20 protein-coding genes and 3 pseudogenes are annotated in these 21,629 nt (G+C 68.0%); 13 read left to right on the top strand and 10 right to left on the bottom strand.

Annotated features, from left to right (window positions below):
* Positions 1-6: 6 nt before the first annotated feature.
* On the top strand, positions 7-198 hold the full coding sequence (locus A5691_RS05580; RefSeq protein ID WP_068016700.1) for a bacterioferritin-associated ferredoxin: 192 nt from the start codon (positions 7-9) through the stop codon (positions 196-198).
* On the opposite strand, the gene A5691_RS05575 is transcribed toward A5691_RS05580, so the two are convergent.
* Positions 195-1,940, bottom strand: coding sequence for an alpha-keto acid decarboxylase family protein (locus tag A5691_RS05575; protein ID WP_369827081.1), 1,746 nt, complete (start codon positions 1,938-1,940; stop codon positions 195-197). The genes A5691_RS05580 and A5691_RS05575 overlap by 4 nt on opposite strands.
* Here A5691_RS05575 and A5691_RS05570 point away from each other — a divergent pair.
* The 4 genes from A5691_RS05570 to A5691_RS05555 are packed head-to-tail and all read left to right on the top strand — an operon-like array spanning position 1,939 to position 4,494.
* On the top strand, positions 1,939-2,382 hold the full coding sequence (locus A5691_RS05570) for an SRPBCC family protein (protein ID WP_067753348.1): 444 nt from the start codon (positions 1,939-1,941) through the stop codon (positions 2,380-2,382). The genes A5691_RS05575 and A5691_RS05570 overlap by 2 nt on opposite strands.
* 5 nt (positions 2,383-2,387) lie before the next feature.
* Complete coding sequence (locus tag A5691_RS05565) at positions 2,388-3,467, top strand: CaiB/BaiF CoA-transferase family protein (RefSeq protein WP_068016703.1); 1,080 nt, start codon at positions 2,388-2,390, stop codon at positions 3,465-3,467.
* Positions 3,468-3,525: 58 nt separating this feature from the next.
* Entirely contained in the window at positions 3,526-3,981 is a 456-nt protein-coding gene (locus A5691_RS05560) for an SRPBCC family protein (protein ID WP_067753354.1), read from the top strand.
* A 57-nt stretch (positions 3,982-4,038) separates the two neighbouring features.
* Positions 4,039-4,494, top strand: coding sequence for an SRPBCC family protein (locus A5691_RS05555; protein ID WP_082950154.1), 456 nt, complete (start codon positions 4,039-4,041; stop codon positions 4,492-4,494).
* Here A5691_RS05555 and A5691_RS05550 read toward each other — a convergent pair.
* Complete coding sequence (locus tag A5691_RS05550) at positions 4,486-5,664, bottom strand: pyridoxal phosphate-dependent aminotransferase (protein WP_067753357.1); 1,179 nt, start codon at positions 5,662-5,664, stop codon at positions 4,486-4,488. The genes A5691_RS05555 and A5691_RS05550 overlap by 9 nt on opposite strands.
* Positions 5,665-5,869: 205 nt before the next feature.
* Here A5691_RS05550 and A5691_RS05545 point away from each other — a divergent pair, with 205 nt between their 5' ends.
* Entirely contained in the window at positions 5,870-7,081 is a 1,212-nt protein-coding gene (locus A5691_RS05545; RefSeq protein WP_067753360.1) for an acetyl-CoA C-acetyltransferase, read from the top strand.
* Between the two features lie 4 nt (positions 7,082-7,085).
* Positions 7,086-9,230 (top strand): 3-hydroxyacyl-CoA dehydrogenase NAD-binding domain-containing protein, encoded by a 2,145-nt coding sequence (locus tag A5691_RS05540; RefSeq protein ID WP_067753363.1) that lies wholly within the window; start codon positions 7,086-7,088, stop codon positions 9,228-9,230.
* 152 nt (positions 9,231-9,382) lie between these two features.
* On the opposite strand, the gene A5691_RS05535 is transcribed toward A5691_RS05540, so the two are convergent.
* Both A5691_RS05535 and A5691_RS05530 read right to left on the bottom strand, forming a co-directional pair.
* Entirely contained in the window at positions 9,383-10,243 is an 861-nt protein-coding gene (locus tag A5691_RS05535) for an LLM class F420-dependent oxidoreductase (protein ID WP_068016706.1), read from the bottom strand.
* On the bottom strand, positions 10,234-11,475 hold the full coding sequence (locus A5691_RS05530; RefSeq protein ID WP_067753369.1) for an FAD-dependent monooxygenase: 1,242 nt from the start codon (positions 11,473-11,475) through the stop codon (positions 10,234-10,236). The genes A5691_RS05535 and A5691_RS05530 overlap by 10 nt, the downstream gene beginning before the upstream one ends.
* 77 nt (positions 11,476-11,552) lie before the next feature.
* On the opposite strand from A5691_RS05530, the gene A5691_RS05525 reads away from it, so the two are divergent.
* On the top strand, positions 11,553-12,542 hold the full coding sequence (locus tag A5691_RS05525; protein WP_068016708.1) for an LLM class F420-dependent oxidoreductase: 990 nt from the start codon (positions 11,553-11,555) through the stop codon (positions 12,540-12,542).
* On the opposite strand, the gene A5691_RS05520 is transcribed toward A5691_RS05525, so the two are convergent.
* Complete coding sequence (locus A5691_RS05520; protein ID WP_067778611.1) at positions 12,539-12,832, bottom strand: putative quinol monooxygenase; 294 nt, start codon at positions 12,830-12,832, stop codon at positions 12,539-12,541. The genes A5691_RS05525 and A5691_RS05520 overlap by 4 nt on opposite strands.
* Positions 12,833-12,971: 139 nt before the next feature.
* Here A5691_RS05520 and A5691_RS05515 point away from each other — a divergent pair, with 139 nt between their 5' ends.
* Positions 12,972-13,406 carry a Zn-ribbon domain-containing OB-fold protein gene (locus A5691_RS05515; RefSeq protein WP_067778613.1) on the top strand — a complete coding sequence of 145 codons (435 nt, stop codon included), beginning with the start codon at positions 12,972-12,974 and terminating at the stop codon, positions 13,404-13,406.
* A gap of 1 nt (position 13,407) precedes the next feature.
* On the top strand, positions 13,408-14,553 hold the full coding sequence (locus A5691_RS05510; RefSeq protein ID WP_068016710.1) for a thiolase family protein: 1,146 nt from the start codon (positions 13,408-13,410) through the stop codon (positions 14,551-14,553).
* A gap of 109 nt (positions 14,554-14,662) precedes the next feature.
* On the opposite strand, the gene A5691_RS05505 is transcribed toward A5691_RS05510, so the two are convergent.
* The 3 genes from A5691_RS05505 to A5691_RS05495 all read right to left on the bottom strand — a co-directional run bounded on the left by A5691_RS05505 (position 14,663) and on the right by A5691_RS05495 (position 20,028).
* On the bottom strand, positions 14,663-15,847 hold the full coding sequence (locus A5691_RS05505; protein WP_068016713.1) for an FAD-binding domain: 1,185 nt from the start codon (positions 15,845-15,847) through the stop codon (positions 14,663-14,665).
* A gap of 223 nt (positions 15,848-16,070) precedes the next feature.
* Positions 16,071-17,720 (bottom strand): DNA repair helicase XPB, encoded by a 1,650-nt coding sequence (locus A5691_RS05500; RefSeq protein WP_067753390.1) that lies wholly within the window; start codon positions 17,718-17,720, stop codon positions 16,071-16,073.
* Positions 17,721-17,769: 49 nt separating this feature from the next.
* Positions 17,770-20,028 carry a helicase-associated domain-containing protein gene (locus tag A5691_RS05495; RefSeq protein WP_067753393.1) on the bottom strand — a complete coding sequence of 753 codons (2,259 nt, stop codon included), beginning with the start codon at positions 20,026-20,028 and terminating at the stop codon, positions 17,770-17,772.
* A 118-nt stretch (positions 20,029-20,146) separates the two neighbouring features.
* Here A5691_RS05495 and A5691_RS05490 point away from each other — a divergent pair, with 118 nt between their 5' ends.
* The 3 genes and pseudogenes from A5691_RS05490 to A5691_RS05480 all read left to right on the top strand — a co-directional run.
* On the top strand, positions 20,147-20,347 hold the full coding sequence (locus tag A5691_RS05490; protein ID WP_139273158.1) for a hypothetical protein: 201 nt from the start codon (positions 20,147-20,149) through the stop codon (positions 20,345-20,347).
* A gap of 8 nt (positions 20,348-20,355) precedes the next feature.
* Complete coding sequence (gene moaC / locus A5691_RS05485; RefSeq protein ID WP_067753399.1) at positions 20,356-20,883, top strand: cyclic pyranopterin monophosphate synthase MoaC; 528 nt, start codon at positions 20,356-20,358, stop codon at positions 20,881-20,883.
* Positions 20,883-21,356: pseudogene (locus A5691_RS05480) on the top strand (molybdenum cofactor biosynthesis protein B); the annotation flags it as partial. The gene moaC and the pseudogene A5691_RS05480, both read left to right, overlap by 1 nt.
* On the opposite strand, the pseudogene A5691_RS27125 reads toward A5691_RS05480, so the two are convergent.
* Both A5691_RS27125 and A5691_RS05475 read right to left on the bottom strand, forming a co-directional pair.
* Positions 21,327-21,548 (bottom strand): annotated as a pseudogene (locus tag A5691_RS27125) (molybdenum cofactor biosynthesis protein MoaE); the annotation flags it as partial. The pseudogenes A5691_RS05480 and A5691_RS27125 sit on opposite strands and share 30 nt — an antisense overlap.
* Positions 21,545-21,629 (bottom strand): annotated as a pseudogene (locus tag A5691_RS05475) (MogA/MoaB family molybdenum cofactor biosynthesis protein); the annotation flags it as partial. The pseudogenes A5691_RS05475 and A5691_RS27125, both read right to left, overlap by 4 nt.

Below are 21,629 nucleotides of genomic sequence, written 5' to 3'. Positions count from 1 at the left end.
GCCGGAATGTTCGTCTGCCTGTGTAACGGAGTCACCAGCCAAACGGTGACCGAGGCGCTGCAAGCCGGCGCCTGCACGACCAAGGAGGTCGCGGCAGCCTGTGGGGCGGGCGCCGACTGCGGGCGCTGCCGGCGAACCGTCCAGGCGATGCTGCGATCGTCGGATCCGAACGGCGCTGCCACCCGGCCGCGGTCTTAGCGGCGAACGCTGCCGTCCGGCGACATCGGCTGGACGAGTTCGACCAGCAGGGGCGGGATTTCGAGCCGCGGCAATACCACCTCGACGAGCACCATGCTGTCCCGGTGCTGCGCGGCGGCGGTCAGGGCGTCGTCGAGCTCACCGTACGTCTGCACCCGGAACGCCAGGTGATCGGCGACCCCCAGCGCGTTGGGGATGTCGGTCCATTTCCAGTTCACGATGTCGTTGTAGGGCGCCGTTTCCCCGTGGATCGCCCGTTCGACGGTGTAGCCGTCGTTGTTGACCACCACGATGACCGGTGACAGCCCTTCGCGCGAAAAGTTGCCGAGCTCTTGGACGGTCAGTTGCGCGGCACCGTCACCGATCAGCAGCACCGTCCGCCGGTCCGGATGTGCCACCCCGGCACCCAGCGCCGCCGGCAGCGTGTATCCGATTGAGCCCCAAAGCGGTTGGCCGATGAACGTCACGCCCTGGGGCAGGCGGTGGTCGGCCATGCCGTAGAACGAGGTGCCCTGGTCGGCGAGGACTACGTTGCCCGGTGTCAGGGCCACGCAGAGGCGGTCCCACAGCATCTCCTGCGTCAGCGGTTGATCGCGTGGCGGTGGCGGGGGCAGGGCCTCGGCGGGCGGCGACGCCACGGGCGGCGACGTGATCGCGCGGCGGGTCAAAATGGTGGCCAACGCCTCGAGCGCGGCGCCCATCTCCAGCGGAGCGAAGACCTCACCGGCCACGGTGGTCTGGTACTGCGCGACGTCGATGGTGCGCGCCGGGTCGATCCGCTGGCTGAAGAAGCCGCTGACCATGTCGGTGAACACCACGCCGGCGGTCACCAGAACCGGCGCCTCTTCGATCGCGGTGCGCACCGCCGGGACGCTGGCAGACCCGGCGTAAATGCCCAAGTAGTGGGGTGAGCTTTCGTCGAGGAGGCTCTTACCCCACATCAGCGTCGCGTAGGGCACCACGTCGGCCGCCAGCAACGCCTCGAGTTCTTTGACCACCTGCAACCGGTGCACTAGCAAGTCGGCCAGCACCGTCAGCTGGTGGTCACCGATGAGTTCGGCGGCGGCCTCAACGAACAGTGAAAGCGCGCGCGGGCTGGTGCCGCCGGTGTAGCGGGGCAGCGGGTCCGCGGGCGGTTCGGTGGGGAAGCGGGCCACGTCGGTGGTCAGCAGGATGTACCCGGGCCGCTTCTGCTCGCGCACCTCGGACAGCACCCGGTCGATCTCGCGGCGGGCGGTCGCGGGCATCAGGTTGGCTTGGGCACAGGTGATCTCGCGACTGACGCGCAAGAAGTGCTCGAAGTCTCCGTCGCCGAGCGAGTGGTGTAGCGCGCGCCGGGTGCCCTGCGCGTCCTTGGACGGGCCCCCGACGATGTGCACGACGGGCACCTGCTCGGCATAGCTGCCCGCGATCGCGTTGGCCGCCGACAGTTCGCCCACGCCGAAAGTCGTTACCACCGCAGACATTCCGCGCAGCCGGCCGTACCCGTCGGCGGCGTAGCCGGCGTTCAGCTCGTTGGCGTTGCCCACCCAGCGGATGGTCGGGTGGGCAACGATGTGGTCGAGGAACTCCAGGTTGTAGTCACCGGGAACGCCGAAGATCTCGGTGACGCCGAGTTCGGCGAGGCGGTCCAACAGGTAGTCACCGACGGTGTAGACGGGCTGGTTGTCAGGCACAAGCACGACGGTACCTCGGTCAAATTCATTCCGGCGGGCACGGCGTTTCAGTATCGTGCGGGCCATGGCACTCAAAGAATCCCGTGACATCGTCATCGAAGCCAGTCCGGAGGAGATCCTGGACGTCATCGCCGATTTCGAGGCGATGCCCGAATGGTCCGAACCCCATCAGAGTGCCGAGGTCCTCTCGACCGGCGACGACGGGCGGCCCAGCCAAGTGAAGATGAAGGTGAAGGTCGCCGGGATTACCGACGAACAGGTGGTGGCCTACACCTGGGCGCCCGACGCGGTGAGCTGGACGCTGGTGAGCTCCTCGCAGCAGAAGGCGCAGGACGGCAAGTACACCCTGGTACCGCAGGGAGACGCGACCCTGGTCAAGTTCGAGCTTCTCGCGGACCCGAACGTGCCACTGCCCGGCTTCGTCTTGAAGCGCGCGGTGAAGGGGACGATCGATTCCGCGACCAAGGCGCTGCGCGAGCGGGTACTGAAAGTGAAGAAGGGCAAGTAGCCGCAGTGGGTGGCGCCGGACCCCTGGCCGGGGTGAGGGTGATCGAGCTCGGCGGGATCGGACCGGGGCCCCACGCGGGCATGATGCTCGCCGACCTGGGTGCCGACGTGGTGCGGGTGCGCCGGCCCGGTGGCCTGAAGATGCCGGCCGAAGATCGCGATCTGCTGCATCGCGGGAAGCGGATCGTCGACCTGGACGTCAAGACGCGGCCGGCGGCACTGCTCGATCTCGCCGCCAAGGCCGACGTGCTGTTGGACTGTTTCCGCCCGGGGACCTGTGAGCGACTCGGCATCGGTCCCGACGAGTGCGCGGCGGTCAATCCGCGCCTGATCTTCGCGCGGATCACCGGCTGGGGGCAGGACGGGCCGCTGGCCCGGACGGCGGGCCACGACATCAACTACCTGTCGCGGACCGGCGCGCTCTCCGCGCTGGGCCACGCCGACCGGCCGCCGATGCCGCCGCTGAACCTGGTCGCCGACTTCGGTGGCGGCTCGATGCTGGTGCTGCTCGGCATCGCCGTCGCGCTTTATGAACGGGAACGTTCGGGCCGGGGTCAGGTCATCGACGCGGCGATGGTGGACGGCGTCAGCCTGCTCGCCCAGATGATGTGGACCATGAAGTCGACCGGGGCGCTCAGGGACCGGCGCGAGTCGTTTCTGCTCGACGGCGGCGCTCCCTTCTATCGCTGTTATGAGACCGCCGACGGCAAGTACATGGCGGTCGGCGCCATCGAGCCGCAGTTCTTCGCGGCGTTGCTGACCGGGCTCGGCCTGTCGGCCGACGAGGTCCCCGGCCAGCTCGACGTCGGGTCCTACCCGCGGATGTACGACGTCTTCACGAAGCGATTCGCCAGCCGCACCCGTGACGAGTGGACGGCCACATTCGCCGGCACCGATGCGTGCGTCACCCCGGTGCTGACGTGGAGCGAAGCGGCGGCCGACGAGCACTTGAGGGCACGGTCCACCGTGATCACCGAGGACGGCGTCGACCAGGCCGCCCCGGGCCCCCGCTTCTCCCGCACCCCGGCGGCACCGGTCGGGCGGCCGCCCGCGGCCACCACGCCACTTAGCGAAATCGACTGGTAGCCAGCGTTTTTACGCCGAATCGATCCGGATGCGGGTCGTTGTTGCTAGGTTGAGCTCAGTGGCCGTAAAAGCATCACGCGAATTTGTCGTCGACGCGCCGCCCGAAGTGGTCATGGAGGCGCTGACAGATGTCCGCGTCCTGTCGTCGTGGTCGCCCCTGCACAAAGACATCGAAGTGATCGACCGTTATCCCGACGGCCGTCCCCACCACGTCAAAACCACCATCAAGATCCTGGGGCTCGTCGACAAAGAGATCCTGGAATATCACTGGGGCCCCGACTGGGTCGTCTACGACGCCAAAGGGACTTCCCAGCAGCACGGCCAGCACGTCGAATACAACCTCACGCCCGAGGGCCTCGACAAGACCCGGGTGCGGTTCGACGTGACGGTCGAACCCGGCCGGCCGATGCCCGCCTTCATCGTCCGGCGGGCCAGCGAAAGCGTGCTCGACTCGGCGGTAAAGGGATTGTGCGAATTGGTAAAGCACGTCGACGGTACAGCCGAGTCGGAATAGTCGGCGGCACGCATTTTTGCCTTCGGGACGGCCGGAGCGGTTGCTAACTTATTAGCAGTGGCCGTTCAAGCATCGTCGGAAATTGTGATCGACGCGCCTCCGGAGGTGATCCTGGAGGCGCTGGCCGACATGGACGCCGTGCCGTCATGGTCGCCGGTGCACAAGCGGGTGGAGGTCGTCGACAAATATCCCGACGGGCGGCCGCACCACGTGAAGGTCACCATCGCGGTGACCGGCATTCACGACACCGAATTGCTGGAATACCACTGGGGCCCGGACTGGATGGTGTGGGACGCCGCCAAGACCGCCCAGCAACGGGGTCAGCACGGGGAGTACAACCTGAGCCGCGTGAGCGACGACAAGACGCGGGTCCGATTCACCATCACGGTCGAACCCTGGGCGCCGCTGCCCGAATTCTGGGTCAACCGGGCACGCAAGAAAATCCTCCATGCCGCGCTGGAGGGCCTGCGAAAGCGGGTGACCGAGGGCTACGGCCCGGCCGGGTCACCGTAGGACGGCCAACCGCCTGATCGCCTCGTCGAGGGTGTCCTCGTGTTTGCAAAAAGTGAAGCGCACCAAGTGATTCCACACTTTGGCTTGGGCCGACGCGTGCGCGGCGGCCGGGTCGCAGAACGGCGACAGCGGGATGGCGGCCACCCCCGCCTTCTCCGGAAGCGCCGCGCAGAACGCGGCGCTGTCGTCGTAGCCCAGCGGCCGCGGGTCGGCGCACAGGAAGTACGTGCCCGCGCTGTCGTGCACCTCGAAGCCGATCTCCGACAGCCCGGCGGCCAGCCGGTCGCGACGGGCCTGCAGCGAGCGGCGCAACTCGGCGACCCACGCGTCCTCGGTGTCGAGGGCGAGGGCCACCGCCGGCTGGAACGGCGCGCCGCCGACGTAGCTCAGGTACTGTTTGGCCGCCCGCACCCCGGCGATGAGTTGTGCTGGGCCGCAAGCCCATCCGATCTTCCAGCCGGTGCAGTTGAACATCTTGGCCGCGCTGGAGATGGTGACGGTGCGCTCGGCCATGCCGGCGAAGCCGGCCAGCGGCAGGTGCCGGTGGTGATCGAACACCAGGTGCTCGTACACCTCGTCGGTGATCACCAAGAGGTCGGCGGCGACCGCGACCTCGGCGATGGCGGCGAGCTCGGTGGCGCTGAGCACCGTGCCGGTCGGGTTGTGCGGCGAGTTGACGATCAGCGCGCGGGTGCGTGGCGTCACCGCCCGGCGCAGCGCGTCGGCGTCCAAGGCGAAGCCGCGGCCGTGGGGGACCAGGGGGACGGCCACCCGGTCCGCGCCGGCCATCGCCAGCACCGGCGAGTAGGAATCGTAGAACGGCTCGACGAGCAGCACCTCCGAGCCGGGCTCGATCAGGCCGAGCACCGCCGACGCGATGGCCTCGGTCGCCCCGACCGTCACCAGCACCTCGGTGTCGGGGTCGTACTCGATGCCGAAGTGCCGCCGCCGCTGGGCGGCGATGGCGTGCCGCAGCGACTCCACGCCGATGCCGGGCGGGTACTGGTTGTTCCCCTCGGCAATGGCATCTTGGGCCGCCTTCAACATGGCCGCGGGGCCGTCCTCGTCGGGGAAGCCCTGGCCCAGGTTGACCGCACCGACCCGCGCGGCCAGCGCCGACATCTCGGCGAACACCGTGGTCGCGTATGGACGCAGTCGCGACACCGTCATGCTGGTCGAGCTTAGGGGTCGCCAGGACTCGAACGTCACGCCAGCGTGGCGCTCGCGTGCGGCGGCCACGCTGGCGTGACGCTCGGCAGGCTTTACCAGCGGCGATCGGCCCAACCAACAGGTTGGCCGGGCACTTTGTTAGGGTGCGGTATCCGGACCTACCTTTAATACGGATCCGAAACCCACTTGTGAAGAGGAACTCGACATGTCCGAAGAAGCCTTCATCTACGAGGCCATCCGCACGCCGCGGGGCAAGCAACGCAACGGCTCGCTGAACGAGGTCAAGCCGGTGAACCTGGTCGTCGGGCTGGTCGACGAGCTGCGCCGGCGCAACCCCGACCTCGACGAGAACCTGATCAGCGACCTGATCCTCGGCGTGGTGTCCCCGGTCGGTGACCAGGGCGGCGACATCGCCCGCACCGCGGCGCTGGTGGCGGGGCTGCCCGAGACCACCGGCGGCGTGCAGCTCAACCGGTTCTGCGCCTCGGGCCTCGAAGCCGTCAACACCGCCGCGCAGAAGGTGCGCTCCGGCTGGGACGACCTCGTGCTGGCCGGCGGTGTCGAGTCGATGAGCCGCGTTCCGATGGGCTCCGACGGCGGCGCCTGGGCGACCGACCCCGAGACCAACTACCGGATCGGCTTCGTGCCGCAGGGCATCGGTGCCGACCTGATCGCCACCATCGAGGGCTTCTCCCGCGAGGACGTCGACGCGTACGCGCTGCGGTCGCAGCAGAAGGCCGCCGAGGCCTGGTCGGGCGGCTACTTCGCCAAGTCGGTCATTCCGGTGCGCGACCAGAACGGCCTGGTCATCCTGGACCACGACGAGCACATGCGGCCCGACACCACGATGGAGGGCCTGGCCAAGCTGAAGACCGCGTTCGACGGCATCGGCGAGATGGGCGGCTTCGACGACGTGGCGCTGCAGAAATACCACTACGTCGAGAAGATCAACCACGTCCACACCGGCGGCAACAGCTCGGGCATCGTCGACGGGGCCGCGCTGGTGCTGGTCGGCTCCGAGGCCGCCGGCAAGTCGCAGGGCCTGACCCCCCGCGCGCGCATCGTCGCCACCGCGACCAGCGGGTCCGACCCGGTCATCATGCTGACCGGCCCGACCCCGGCCACCCAGAAGGTCCTCGACCGCGCCGGGCTGACCGTCGACGACATCGACCTGTTCGAGCTGAACGAGGCGTTCGCGTCGGTGGTGCTGAAGTTCCAGAAGGACCTCAACATCCCGGACGAGAAGCTGAACGTCAATGGTGGCGCCATCGCGATGGGCCACCCGCTGGGCGCCACCGGCGCCATGATCACCGGCACCATGGTCGACGAGCTCGAGCGCCGCAACGCGCGTCGCGCGCTGATCACGCTGTGCATCGGCGGCGGTATGGGCGTCGCCACCATCATCGAGAGGGTTTAGGACCATGGCAGAGAACACCATCACTTGGGACAAGGATGCCGACGGCATCGTCACGCTGACGCTCGACGACCCCACCGGGTCGGCGAACGTGATGAACGAGCACTACAAGGAGTCGATGCACAAAGCCGTCGAACGCCTTGTGGCGGAGAAGGATTCGGTCACCGGCGTGGTGATCACCAGCGCCAAGAAGACGTTCTTCGCCGGTGGCGACCTCAAGAGCATGATCAACGCCGGCCCCGAGAACGCCGGCGACGTCTTCACCGAGGTCGAGGACATCAAGCGCGACCTGCGCACGCTGGAGACCCTGGGCAAGCCGGTCGTGGCCGCCATCAACGGCGCCGCGCTCGGCGGCGGACTGGAGATCGCGCTGGCCTGCCACCACCGCATCGCCGCCGACGTCAAGGGCAGCCAGCTGGGCCTGCCCGAGGTGACGCTGGGCCTGCTGCCCGGTGGTGGCGGGGTCACCCGCACCGTGCGGATGTTCGGCATCCAGAACGCGTTCATGAACATCCTTTCGCAGGGCACCCGTTTCAAGCCGGCCAAGGCGAAGGAGATGGGGCTGGTCGACGAGCTGGTCGGCTCGGTCGAGGAACTGGTGCCCGCCGCCAAGGCGTGGATCAAGGCCAACCCCGACTCGCACACCCAGCCGTGGGACGCCAAGGGCTACAAGATGCCTGGCGGCACCCCGTCCAGCCCCGCGCTGGCCGGCATCCTGCCGTCGTTCCCGGCGCTGCTGAAGAAGCAGCTCAAGGGTGCGCCGATGCCCGCGCCGCGGGCCATCCTGGACGCGGCCGTCGAGGGCGCGCAGGTGGACTTCGACACGGCCACCCGCATCGAGAGCCGCTACTTCACCCAGCTGGTCACCGGCCAGGTCGCCAAGAACATGATCCAGGCGTTCTTCTTCGACCTGCAGCACATCAACGGCGGTGGCTCGCGACCCGACGGCATCGAGCCGGTCAAGATCAACAAGATCGGCGTGCTGGGCGCGGGCATGATGGGCGCGGGCATCGCGTACGTCTCGGCCAAGGCCGGTTTCGACGTGGTGCTCAAGGACGTCAGCATCGAGGCCGCCCAGAAGGGCAAGGGCTACTCGGAAAAGCTTGAGGCCAAGGCGCTTCAGCGCGGTAAGACCACCGAGGAGAAGAGCAAGGCGCTGCTGGACCGCATCACGCCGTCCGCCGACCCCGCCGACTTCAAGGGCGTCGACTTCGTCATCGAGGCGGTGTTCGAGAACCAGGACCTCAAGCACAAGGTGTTCCAGGAGATCGAGGACATCGTCGAACCCAACGCGCTGCTCGGGTCCAACACCTCGACGCTGCCGATCACCGGTCTGGCGACCGGCGTCAAGCGCCAGGAAGACTTCATCGGGATCCACTTCTTCTCTCCGGTGGACAAGATGCCGCTGGTCGAAATCATCAAGGGCGAGAAGACTTCTGACGAGGCACTGGCCCGGGTGTTCGACTACACGCTGGCCATCGGCAAGACCCCGATCGTCGTCAACGACAGCCGCGGCTTCTTCACCAGCCGCGTCATCGGCACCTTCGTGAACGAGGCCCTGGCGATGCTGGGCGAGGGCGTGGAGCCCGCCAGCATCGAGCACGCCGGCTCGCAGGCCGGCTACCCGGCGCCGCCGCTGCAGCTCTCGGACGAGCTCAACCTGGAGCTGATGCACAAGATCGCCGCGGCCACCCGCAAGGGCGTCGAGGACGCCGGCGGCACCTACGAGCCGCACCCGGCGGAGGCGGTCGTGGAGAAGATGATCGAGATCGGCCGCCCGTCGCGGCTCAAGGGCGCGGGCTTCTACGAGTACGTCGACGGCAAGCGCACCCGGTTGTGGCCGGGCCTGCGGGAGACGTTCAAGTCGGGCAGCGCGCAGATCCCGTTGCAGGACATGATCGATCGGATGCTGTTCGCCGAGGCGCTGGAAACCCAGAAGTGCCTCGACGAGGGCGTGTTGACGTCGACCGCCGACGCCAACATCGGTTCGATCATGGGCATCGGGTTCCCGCCGTATACCGGTGGCAGCGCGCAGTTCATCGTCGGCTACGAGGGTGCGGGAGGGACCGGCAAGGAAGCGTTCGTGGCGCGGGCACGCGAGCTGGCCGCCAAGTACGGTGACCGCTTCCTGCCGCCGGACTCGCTGACCTAGTTTCAGTCGCAAAAGCCCCCGAAGCCGTTGGCCTCGGGGGCTTTTGCGTGGCGTGGTCCCGCGAGACTTAAACCATGGCGGTGCGTTACGGCGTGTCGTCGCCGTGGTTTAAGTGTCGCGGCAATGGAAGGGGCGGTACCGCGTCGGCGGCCTCAACCGGAGGCGGCGGCGATCCTGCGCCATTGCTCGCGCGGGAACGCCTTCGGGTCCTCCAGCAGCACTTGCACGCACACGTGGTCGGCGCCCGCCGACCGATGCTCGTCGACCCTGCGCATGATCGCCCCTTCGTCGCCCCACGCGATGATGGCATCGAAGAGACGGTCGCTCACCTGCGCCAGGTCGTCTTCGGAGAACCCGCTGCGCAGCAGGTTGTTGGCGTAGTTGGGCAAAGCCAAATACGCACGCAGCCAATCGGTTCCGATTCGCCGCGCCTCGTCGGCGCTGGCGGTCAGGATCACCGTCTGTTCAGGCAGCAGCAGGGGGCCCTCACCCAGAGTCGCGCGAGCGGAGGCTGTGTGGTCGGGCGTGACGAGATAAGGATGCGCGCCGCGGGACCGTTCCGCCGACAGGGTCAGCATCTTGGGGCCGAGCGCGGCGAGCACCCGGTTCTCGGCGGGCACCGGCCGCACGGCGGCATCCAGCCCGTCCAGGAACGACGCCGTCGCCGCCAGCGGCTTGCGGTAGCGCCCGGGCTGGCCGGCGTCGATGAGCGGCGCGTGGCTGACGCCGATGCCGAGCAGGAACCGGTCCCCGTGCTCGTCGGTGAGTGCCGCGTAGGACTCGGCGACGTCGCCGGGTGCATGCATCCACAGGTTGAGGATCCCGGTCGCGACCACGGTCCGCTCGGTCGCGGCGAGCAGGTTGCCGACGGCGTCGAACACCGGTCCGCCGACGTCGGGTATCCACAGCGCGGGGAAACCCAACTCGTCCAATTCCGCTGCCGCCTCGGCGGATTCGGACGGATCGCCGTAGCGCAGTTGACTGCTCCAGATTCCCACACCGGCTAGTTCCATCGGCGGTTGTTCCTTTCGTTCGCTTGTCGGTCGGTCGCGCTGTAGTCGGGCACCGGCATCGAGTCGTGCATCCGGACGCCCTTGGCGTTCAGCTTGGCCAGCGACCGCGACAACGACCCGGGCATGGCCGAGACCAGCTGCGCGCCGCGGGTCAACGCCCACACGCCGAACCGCGACCCGGGAATGATGCCCTTGGCGGCGCCGCGGGCGAACGCGCGGCTCTGGTGTACCGGCTCGCGCATCTGCAGTTCGTAGGCGGAGAACGCGCGCAGGAGGTCGCCGTCGGCCTGGGCGAGCTCGCCGGCCAGTACGTAGGCGCCGAGCACCGCGAGGCTGGTACTGCCCCCGACCGCCGGGCCGGGGCAATATCCCGCGTCGCCGACGAGGGTGACCCGCCGACGTGACCATCGGTCCAGTCGCAGTTGGCTGATGGAGTCGAAGTAGAAGGCGGGCGTGCTGTCGACTTCGGCTAGCCAATCGTCCACCTGCTCGTGCATATCGGCGAACGCCGAACGCAATAAGTCCTTCTGCCGCAACGCATCCCGGTGGTCATAGTCGAGTTCACGGCTACTGCGGAACAGGAAGACGGCGCGCGCGTCGTCGAGGTGCTCGGCGGTGTAGATGGCCGCGAGGCGGCCCACGCCGACGTGGCAGGTCATCTCGCCGCGGCCGGCGAGCGCCTTGGGTGCCGACACCACCGCCAGATAGCCGCCGAGGAACCGGGTTAGGTTGGCTTCATCGCCGAAGGTCAGCTGACGGACGTTGGAGTGCAGCCCGTCGGCGCCGACGACGACGTCGAACCGGCGGGCGGGGCCGTGCTCGAACGTCACCTCGCCGTCATGGTCGATCGCGGTGATCGCGTCACCGAACAGGTACTCGACGTCGTCGCGACCGGCGTCGTAATAGATTTCGCTGAGGTCGTCGCGCATGATCTCCACATGCCGGTCCGACGTGGCGGCGTAGATCTTGGTGAGATCGATCTCGAAGGGCCGCGCGCGACCTTCCCGACGCATGATCATGCGGTTCGTTCCGGTGGCGAGCGCTTCGATCCGGGGCAGGACGCCCATCTTCGCCGAAATCTCCATCGCGGGGCGGAACAGGTCGACGGCGTGACCGCCGGTCTTGCGCAGGGCGGGTGCCCGCTCGACGACGGTGACGTCGAAGCCGCGACGGGTCAGCCAGTACGCCAGCACCGGTCCGGCGATGCTGGCACCGGAGACCAGGACCCGCATGACGACCTCCCGCTTGCTCGACGATGGGTAAGCCTAGCGGCGGGTCTGGCCCAACGACCGGGCTAGAGTCCGTTGTTATGCGCTTCGGTCTCTTCATCCCCCAGGGCTGGCGAATGGATCTGGTCGACATCGAACCGGAGAAGCACTGGGCGGTGATGCGCGACCTGGCCACCTACGCCGACAACGGCGCCTGGGACTCACTGTGGGTGTACGACCACTTTCACACCGTCCCGATGCCGACCGACGAAGCCACCCACGAGGCGTGGTCGCTGATGGCCGCGTACGCGGCGGTCACGTCGCGGATCAAACTCGGCCAGATGTGCACTGCGATGAGCTACCGCAACCCGGTGTACCTGGCCAAGGTCGCGGCGACCGCCGACATCATCTCCGGTGGGCGGATCCAGATGGGCATCGGCGGTGGCTGGTACGAACACGAATGGCGCGCTTACGGTTACGGATTTCCCTCGGCGGGCGTACGGCTGGGCCGGCTGGACGAGGGCGTGCGGATAATGCGGGATGCCTGGCGCGACGGCAAGGTCAGCTTCGACGGTAAGCACTACCAGGTCAACGGCGCGATCGTTGCCCCCAAACCGCTGCAGGACAATGGGATTCCGCTGTGGATTGCCGGCGGCGGCGAAAAGGTGACTCTGCGCATCGCAGCGCAATACGCGCAATACACCAACTTCACACCGGAGCCCGAGGCCTTCGCGCACAAGTCGGAAGTGCTGGCCCAGCATTGTCGGCGGCTGGGTACCGACTTCGATGCCATCGTGCGTTCGGCCAACGTCAACGCCGTTGTCGGGACGTCGGACGCCGACGTCCAGGACCGGCTCCAGCGGGTCCGCGACCGCCTCGTCCGCCATGTGCCGGAGGCGGCCGCGGATGCGATGCTCGCCGCCGGCAGCGGACCCGATTCGGCGACGGGCACGCCGGAAGAGGTGATCGAGCGGATGGCCAAGTTGCGCGACCTCGGGTGCGAGTACGCCATCTGCTATTTCCCGGAGGCGGCCTACGATCGGTCCGGCATCGAGTTGTTCGAGCGCGAGGTCATCCCGGCGCTGAGCTAGACATCGGACGTGGCGTATCTCGTCTTGACCGGAGGGGCGGCCAGCAGAGGAGGAAGCTCGGTCAGCTTCCCCTCGCCCGCCCGGAACGCGCGGTACGCCTCGTCGTGCTCGACCGAGTCCCACAGTTCATAGATCAGCCAGTGCGCTTCGTCGTCCTCGTCGACGAGCACGTCGGTGCGGACGTTCCCGGCAAACGCCCGGGTGTCGCGCAACGCGCGGCCCATGACGTCGCGCGCCTGCGGCACCGCGTCGGGCTTGAACTTCAGTTCGAGTATCACCGTGACTGGCATGGTCTCAACGATATCCGCGGGTCCCGGGCGCGCCCGATCAATTAGCGAGAATGCGGTTTCCACTTTTCGGAAAGCTGTTATACGGTTCAGTGAGCAACATTCTGTAGGCGCACCGTGGACGCTTCTGGAGGATCCCCCGATGCAAAAGGCACTCGCCCCCGAGATCTCTACCTGGCCCGATGAGAGCCCACAGCTGATCGGCAGCCGGTGCGGCAGTTGTGGCGCCACCACCTTCCCGGTCCAGCAGTGGTGCCCGCGCTGCAGCCTCGGGGAGATGACCGATGTGCTGCTGCCGCGCCGCGGGACACTGGTCGCGTGGACCACCCAGGGCTTTCCGCCCGGGGCCCCGTACGCAGGCCCGACGGGCAAGGACTTCGTGCCGTTCGGCGTCGGACTGGTCCAACTCGACGACGTAATCCGAGTCGAGGGGCGGCTGACCGAGAACGACCCGGCCGAGTTGCAATTCGGCCAGGAGGTCGAGCTGACGATGGTCCCGCTCACCACCGACGAAGAGGGCACCGAAATCATGACGTTCGCGTTCCGGCCGATCGCAACTTCTCCGGAAGGAGCCTGAGATGACCAACGATGTCGCCATCATCGGCGTGGGCCTGCACCCGTTCGGCCGGTTCGACAAGACCGCAATGCAGATGGGCGCCGAGGCCATTCAATCCGCGCTGGCCGACGCCGGGGTGGACTGGAAGGACATCCAGTTCGGCTTCGGCGGCAGCCACGAAGTGTCGAACCCGGACGCGGTCACCCGTCTCGTCGGCTTGACCGGCATCACGTTCACCAACGTGTTCAATGCCTGCGCCACCGCCGCCAGCGCCATCCAGCAGACCGCCGACACCATCCGGCTCGGCAAGTACGACATCGGAATCGCCATCGGGTTGGACAAGCACCCGCGCGGCGCCTTCACCGACGACCCCGCCAAGCTGGCGCTGCCACAGTGGTACGCGCAGAACGGCCAGTTCGTCACCACCAAGTTCTTCGGCATGAAGGCCAACAAGTACCTGCACGACCACAACATCTCCCAGGCCACGCTCGCGAAGGTGGCGGCCAAGAACTTCCGCAACGGCGCGCTGAACCCGAATGCGTTCCGCCGCAAGCCGATTCCCGAGGAAGAGATTCTCAATTCCGCCGTGCTCAATTACCCCCTGACGCAGTACATGTTCTGCGCGCCCGACGAGGGCGCGGCCGCGGTGATCATGTGTCGGGCCGACATCGCGCACAAGTACACCGACAAGCCGGTGTACGTGCGGGCCTGCGAGATTCGCACCCGCCGGTACGGCGCCTACGAGGTGCACGCCACCTTCGCCCCGCTGGACGAGGACGTCTCCCCGACGGTGTACGCGGCCAAGGCGGCCTACGAGGCCGCCGGCATCGGGCCCGAGGACGTCGATGTCGCGCAGCTGCAGGACACCGACGCCGGCAACGAGGTCATCCACATGGCCGAGACCGGCCTGTGCGCCGACGGCGAACAGGAGAAGCTGCTCGCTGACGGTGCCACCGAGATCCACGGCTCGATGCCTGTCAACACCGACGGCGGGTTGATCGCCAACGGTGAGCCGATCGGCGCGTCGGGGCTGCGGCAGATGCACGAGCTCGTGCGCCAGCTGCGCGGCGAGGCGGGCGAACGTCAGGTGCCCGGCAACCCGCGCGTCGGCCTGGCCCAGGTGTACGGCGCACCCGGCACGGCATCGGCGACCATCCTGTCGCTGTAGTCCGCGACCGCGCGCGGCTCTCGGACCATGCGTGCGTCCCCGAATTTGATATCACCGGTGCTATCAAGTTCGACGAACGTCGCACGGTTCGGAAGAGCTACGCGCACCGCTAAGCGGCGTATTCGGGCAATGCGATGTCGTTTCCGAACTCGCTCCCGACGACCCAATCGGCCAGCAGCGGAACGTTCAGCAGCTTGGACGCCTGGTTGCGCGTCCACAGACCCAGCGCCGTCTTTGGCGCGAACGTGGTGGCGAATGCGCGGGCCGACCGCTGCCGGGCCTCGACGATCGGACGCAGCCGATTCTCATAGCGGCGAAACGCCTCCCGGTGATCGTCTCCCGCGCGGTCAAGTTCGCCCGCCAGTGTGTAGGCCTGCACCATCGCCAGGCCCGTCCCCTCACCCGCCAGCAGCGAGACCGCGCCCGCGGCGTCGCCGACCAGCGCCACCCGCCCGTCCGACCAGTGGTCCATGACGATCTGGCTGGTGCGGTCGAAGTACACGTCGGCTGCCCCGTCGAGTTGGCGCAGGATCTCCGGGCACTCCCAACCCGCGTTGCCGAAGACCTGATGCAATGTCGCGTTAACCTCTGACGCATCGTGCGGATCGGGACCGCTCATGTGCTCAGGCGTGAAAATAAAGAGAAACATGGTCTTCTCGTCGCGCATGGCGAATCGGGCGACCATGCGTCCCGGCATGGTGTAGGCAAGGTAGACGAGTTCGTCGCGCGGTTCATAGCCCTTGGTTTCGAATGCCGCGACCCGGTAGCCGAGATCCTTCTCGAATCTAGAGGAGGGGCCGAATACCAAGTCCCGCACGGGCGAATGAATGCCACCCGCACCGACGAGCAGATCGAATTGCCGTGAGCCGCCCCCGTCGAGGGTCACCCGCACTCCCGAATCGTTTTGCTCGACGGCGGAAACGCTTTCACCGAAAAGGGTTTCACAATGGTTGTCGATGGAGCGATAGATCATGGCCGACAGGTCACCACGGGGCACGGTGACGAACCGGCCATCAAGGTTGCGCTGGAACACCTCGGCCGCAAAGCCGCCCACCCTACGTGAATCGCGATCTACCAGTCGGACCTCGCGCACGGTGTACCCCGCGGCGTGCAGCTCGGCGGTGAGTCCCATGCGTTCGGCCACGGCGTATCCGCCACCCCAGAAGTCCACCACGTAGCCGCCGGTGCGCAGCCGCGGCGCCTTCTCGATCAGGGTTGGCTCGTGGCCATACCGTGATAGCCAGTACGCGAGCGTTGGGCCGGCGATGCCGGCGCCGACAACGGCGATCTTCATTGTGCCCACCCTCCGGTAATTGGAGTTGGGTCCACTATAGCACTATGAAACAGTTGCACTAGGCAATGTTAGTGGAAATCTTTGCGCCAGTGGCCGATCAGGCGGGACGCTCAGGAAGGTGGATGCGCGGCGCCAGGCCGGGACTATGCGGGCCTTCGCAAACTTGATATCGCCCGTGATATCAATTTCCGCCAACGTCGCATGGCGGCGGAGAGCGCTCGGCTTAAATCGCCGGCCCCAGCAGGTCGTCCGCGTCGCGAATGATGTAACCGTAGCCCTGCTCGGCGAGGAAGCGCTGCCGGTGCGCGGCATACTCCGCGTCCAGGCTGTCGCGGGCCACCACAGAGTAGAAGATGGCGCCACCACCGTCGGCTTTGGGTCGCAGTAACCGGCCCAGCCGCTGCGCTTCCTCCTGACGCGAACCGAAGGTTCCCGAAACCTGCACCGCCACAGAAGCTTCCGGCAGATCGATGGAAAAATTGGCGACCTTGGACACCACCAGTGTGGACACCTCACCCCGGCGGAACGCGTCGAACAGTTCCTCGCGTTCCTTCGTCCGGGTCGACCCCTGGATCACCGGGGCGTTCAGTTCGGCGCCCAGTTCGTCGAGCTGGTCGAGGTAGGCGCCGATCACCAGCGTCTGTTCGCCGGGATGCTTGTCCAGGATCGACCTGACCACCGCGATCTTCGAGTGCGCCGTCGAGCACACCTTGTATCGCTCCTCGGGTTCCGACGTGGCGTAGATCATCCGTTCGTTGTCGGTCATGGTCACCCGCACTTCGACGCACTCGGCCGGCGCGATCCAGCCCTGCGCCTCGATGTCCTTCCACGGGGCGTCGTAGCGCTTCGGGCCGATCAGGGAGAACACGTCGCCCTCGCGGCCGTCTTCACGGACCAGCGTGGCGGTCAGGCCCAGCCGGCGTTTGGATTGCAGGTCGGCGGTCATCCGGAACACGGGCGCGGGCAACAGGTGGACCTCGTCGTAGATGATCAGCCCCCAGTCGCGGCTGTCGAAGAGCTCCAGATGCCGGTACTCGCCCTTGGTGCGCCGGGTGATCATCTGATACGTCGAGATGGTGACGGGCCGGATCTCCTTGCGCTCGCCGGAATATTCGCCGATCTCTTCTTCGGTGAGCGAGGTGCGCGCTACCAGTTCGCGCTTCCACTGCCGTGCCGCGACGATGTTGGTGACCAGGATCAGCGTCGTCGCGCTGGCCTTCGCCATCGCGGCCGCGCCCACCAGTGTCTTGCCCGCCCCGCACGGGAGGACCACCACCCCGGATCCGCCGGCCCAGAACGAATCGGTGGCCATCTGCTGGTAGTCGCGCAGGTGCCAGCCGTCCTGCGCCAGGCTGATCGGGTGCGCCTCGCCGTCCACGTAGCCCGCGAGATCCTCTGCGGGCCAGCCGATCTTGAGCAACATCTGCTTGACCCGGCCGCGCTCGCTGGGGTGCACGACGACGGTGTCGTCGTCGATGCGGGCCCCCAGCATGGGGGCGATCTTCTTGTTGCGCAGCACCTCCTCGAGCACCGCGCGGTCCAGACTGACCAGGGTGAGGCCGTGCGCCGGGTGTTTGACCAACTGCAGGCGGCCGTAGCGGGCCATCGTGTCGACGATGTCGACCAGCAGCGGCTGGGGTACCGCGTAGCGCGAGAAGCTGACCAGCGCGTCGACGACCTGTTCGGCGTCGTGGCCGGCGGCGCGGGCGTTCCACAGCGCCAACGGCGTGATGCGGTAGGTGTGCACGTGCTCGGGCGCGCGCTCCAGCTCGGCGAACGGCGCGATGGCGGCGCGTGCCGCGCCGGCCAGTTCATGGTCGACTTCGAGCAGCACCGTCTTATCGGACTGCACAATCAAGGGGCCGTCAGTCAATGGCCCAACTCCTTCTCATTCCTCGCGGTCGCAACGCATCGCAATCCCATTATCGGCCGTTGGCCGACACCACCGACGTGATGCGGTGGATGGCGAAGTCGCGCAGACGCCCGGACGCCGAGTCGAACGCGGTCAGCTGACCGCCGCGAACGGTGATCGGCGCCACGACACGCTGGGTGGCGACACCCGCGGCATCCAGATAACCGATCACCAGCGTCTCTTGTTCCCTGGCCGCCCGCTGCAACAACGACATGGTGACCGCCGGATCGACGCGATTGTTGCCGAACGGCGCGGCGGTCACCTTGCGCAGCACCGCGACCACGGCGTTGAGGCTCTCGCTGTTGGGTCGTGGCATCGGGCGGTAGGGCCGGCGCTGCTGCGGAGTGGGGACCCGGGCGCCGCGGGGGCGGACGTCGACGACGGCGCCGGTGGAGTCTTCGGCCGCCGGGGCGAAACCCGCCGCGCGCAGCGCGGTCAGCACCTCGGCGATCGGCGCCGGAGACACCGCGACCGTCGGGGCCAGCGCGCGCAGTTGCACCCGGTCGGTCGCGGGTGCGGCGACGGCCTGGGCCAGCAGCGCGGGATCCTCGCAGCGCACGAATGACGTGGCCATGCCGATCCGCAGCTGGCCATGCCGTCTCGCGACATCGTCGATCAGGTAGGTGAGCCCCTGCGGCACAGGCGTTTTGGAGTGTCTGGCGAACAGTCCATGCATCCAGTCGCGGGTCTTTCCCACGTCGAGCGCATGCCGGATCGACGGTTCGCTGATGCGGTAGACCATCGCGGTGCCGGCCGATTCGACCGTGGCCACGGTGGCCAGGTCCTCGGCGAGGTCGCGTTCCAGTGGCCCCGGCACGACGACGGTCAGGTCGGCCTGCACCAGGAAGTAATCGATCGGTTTCGGTAGGGCACGCGCCATCGCGTCGACCGCGGGCTGCGGGCCGGTGCTCTCGTCGAGCAGGGCGCGGCCGGGGGTACTGAGCGCCCCGCGCCCCACCAGGCCCAGCGCGTGGCTCTCGGCGAGCAGATCACCCACGGGTCCGGGCTGTAACCGCTTGGCCCAGCGGGGGCGCCGCCAGATGAGCGCCGCCGACGCTGAAACCGCGTTGACGCCGGCGCCCGAAGGCAACTGGGCCAGCGTGCCCAGCAGCAGCCGGCGATCCAGCGGCGCGGCAGTCGAGTACAGCGCATCGGTAAGGGCGCCATACGGTTTGGCGTCGGGCCCCCGGCTGCCGATCAAGGCCGGCCGGCTCGGCAGGTCCAGCCAGCTGCCGGCCAGCAGCTGCCAGCGCTCCGCGGTGGGCAGCGCGGTGAACCGGTCGGTGGCCACCGTCGGCGCCCAGTACGGCCCGTCGCCGGTGGCCGGTTCGGGGTCGGGCATCCCGCTGGCGATCAAGCCGGCCGCGGCCGCCACCTCGAGGATCAGGCCCAGCCGCGACTCCTCGATGCCCGTCGTCTTGCTGAGCCGCTTGACGTCGCGGATCCCCAGTCCACCGCTGCGCAGCTCCGAAACCGGTGCGGCGGCCAGCGTTTCGATCAGGACGTCGAGCTCTCGCAGCAGGTCGATGGTGGCCCCGGCCGCCGCCGCGTCGACATCGTCGGCGGTGGTCGTCGACACCACCGGGTCGGGTGCGGTCAGCTGCATGGGACCGGCTTGTTCGCCGCGCAGCACCTGCCCGACGTGGCGGGGCAGGATCACGGTCTCGGCGTCGATGCGTCGCAGCAGTCCCATCGCCAGCAGCTGGGGCACCGGCCGGTCCGTGGGAGCGCCGGGCGCGGCGTCACGGGTGCGGCCCATCGGCGAACCCTCGAGGAGCTTCTCCAGCACGTCGAGCTGGGCCTGGTTGAGGTCGTCGATGAGCCGCGCGATCTCCTCGCCCGTGCGGGCGGCGTCCTCGAGGGTGACTTGGCCCGGGTACCAAGGCAGCGCCGTGCCGGCGTCCGGGGCGATGCGGAGCGCGGTGTCGCCCCAGACCAACGCGCGCGCGCGGAGGTCGTCCAGCGCGTCCGCTATGTCGGCGTCGCGAGCGCGCTCGCCGATCAACGCCAGCAGTTTCGTCGTCGGCACCGGCGTGGCGTCGGCCTGCAGCACCAACAGCGCGTCGAGCACCGCGAGCCGCAGGAAGTCGAGCTCGTCGGTGGCGGCCTTGACCGACTGGCGGGCCTGAGCGCGGGCGGCCAGCGCGGCGATGCTGCCGGGCGGGGGCTGGGCGAGGTCCGGCCTCAGCTCCAGCAGTCGGATCAGCCGCTCGTCGGGCAAGTCGGCCAGCCACGACCCCAGCGGGATGTCCGGGGTGTTGTCGGTCATTGCTGACCAGCGTAAAACAGTCGGCGGGTCGCACGTCGGCCACGAATGGCGGGGCCTCCTCGGTCGAACTGCCGATCTTGCACGACATGCGCAGGAGCGACCTGTCAGAATGGACGCCGTGGCTGACACTGCTGAGGGCAAAGCCCGCAAAACCAGGTATGTCGACAACGGGTGGCCGACGACGGACCCCGACGACCACGCGGTGAGCGAACTCGTGACCGACCGCACGGGCGCGTTGTCGCCGTTCGGCGAGCTGGTGTTCCCGCTGCCCTCCACTGACCTGCCCTACCTGCACCCGGTTACCGTCGTTAACCGGTAGGCGCCAGGATGGCTAAGGCCTCCGAGGCCGCCAAGCCCGCGGCGACCTGGGCATCGGGAGAATCCGGCCCGGGCGCGTTGTCACACCTGGACGACCGAGGCGCGGCCCACATGGTCGACGTCAGCGAAAAGGGAACCACGAAGCGCACCGCCGTGGCCGCCGGCGCCTTACACACTTCCCCGCACGTGGTGGAGCTGATCTCGGCCGGAGGGCTCCCCAAGGGCGACGCGCTGGCCACCGCCCGCGTGGCGGGCATCCTCGCGGCCAAGCGCACCAGTGAGCTGATCCCGCTCTGCCACCAGTTGGCGCTCACGGGAGTCGACGTGGAATTCACGGTGGGACCCGCCGACATCGAGATCATCGCGACCGTTCGCAGCACCGACCGCACGGGGGTGGAGATGGAGGCGCTGACCGCTGTCAGTGTGGCAGGCCTGACGCTGTACGACATGATCAAAGCTGTGGATCCTGCCGCGCGCCTCGACGACATTCGGGTGCTGCGCAAGGAAGGCGGCAAGACCGGAACTTGGGTGCGGTGATGGGCACCCGATCCGCCCGCGTCATCATCGCCTCGACCCGCGCGTCCGCCGGGGTATACGACGATCGCTGCGGGCCCATCATCGCGGAATGGCTTGCAGAGCGCGGGTTTTCGTTTGCCGAGCCGGCGGTGGTCGCCGACGGTGAGCCCGTCGGCGAGGCCCTGCGCAAGGCGGTCGACGACGGCGTCGACGTCGTCATCACGTCGGGCGGCACCGGTATCTCGCCCAGCGACGGCACGCCCGACCAGACCGTCGCCGTGCTGGACTACATGATCCCGGGGCTGGCCGACGCGATCCGCCGGTCGGGCCTGCCGAAGGTGCCCACGTCGGTGTTGTCCCGAGGGGTGTGCGGTGTGGCGGGACGGACCCTGATCGTCAACCTGCCCGGTTCGCCCGGTGGCGTGCGGGACGGCCTGGGCGTGCTCGACGACGTGCTCGATCACGCGCTCGATCAACTCGCCGGCGGAGACCACCTTGGCCAACACCTCTTCGGCCGACGGATGCGCGGAGTACTCCAGCCGCACCACCCGCCGTCCGCCGTCGTGGTCGCGAATCATGCCGACGAAGCCGACGACAGCCCCCGCCGACTGATGGGCCACGAGCTCTTCGTGCTCGGCCAGGAAGATCGGGTGATCGGTCATGGCCGCACGGACGACCAGCGTCATCGCTGGTGGTCTCCGCCGGCGAGTTGATCGAGCGCGTGATCGAGCACGTCGTCGAGCACGCCCAGGCCGTCCCGCACGCCA

The organism is Mycobacterium sp. E183 (assembly GCF_001667735.1).
In the GTDB taxonomy this organism is placed as follows: Bacteria; Actinomycetota; Actinomycetes; order Mycobacteriales; family Mycobacteriaceae; genus Mycobacterium.
The sequence above is the reverse complement of the archived record's forward strand: the minus strand, read 5'-3'. Positions and strand labels throughout refer to the sequence as shown.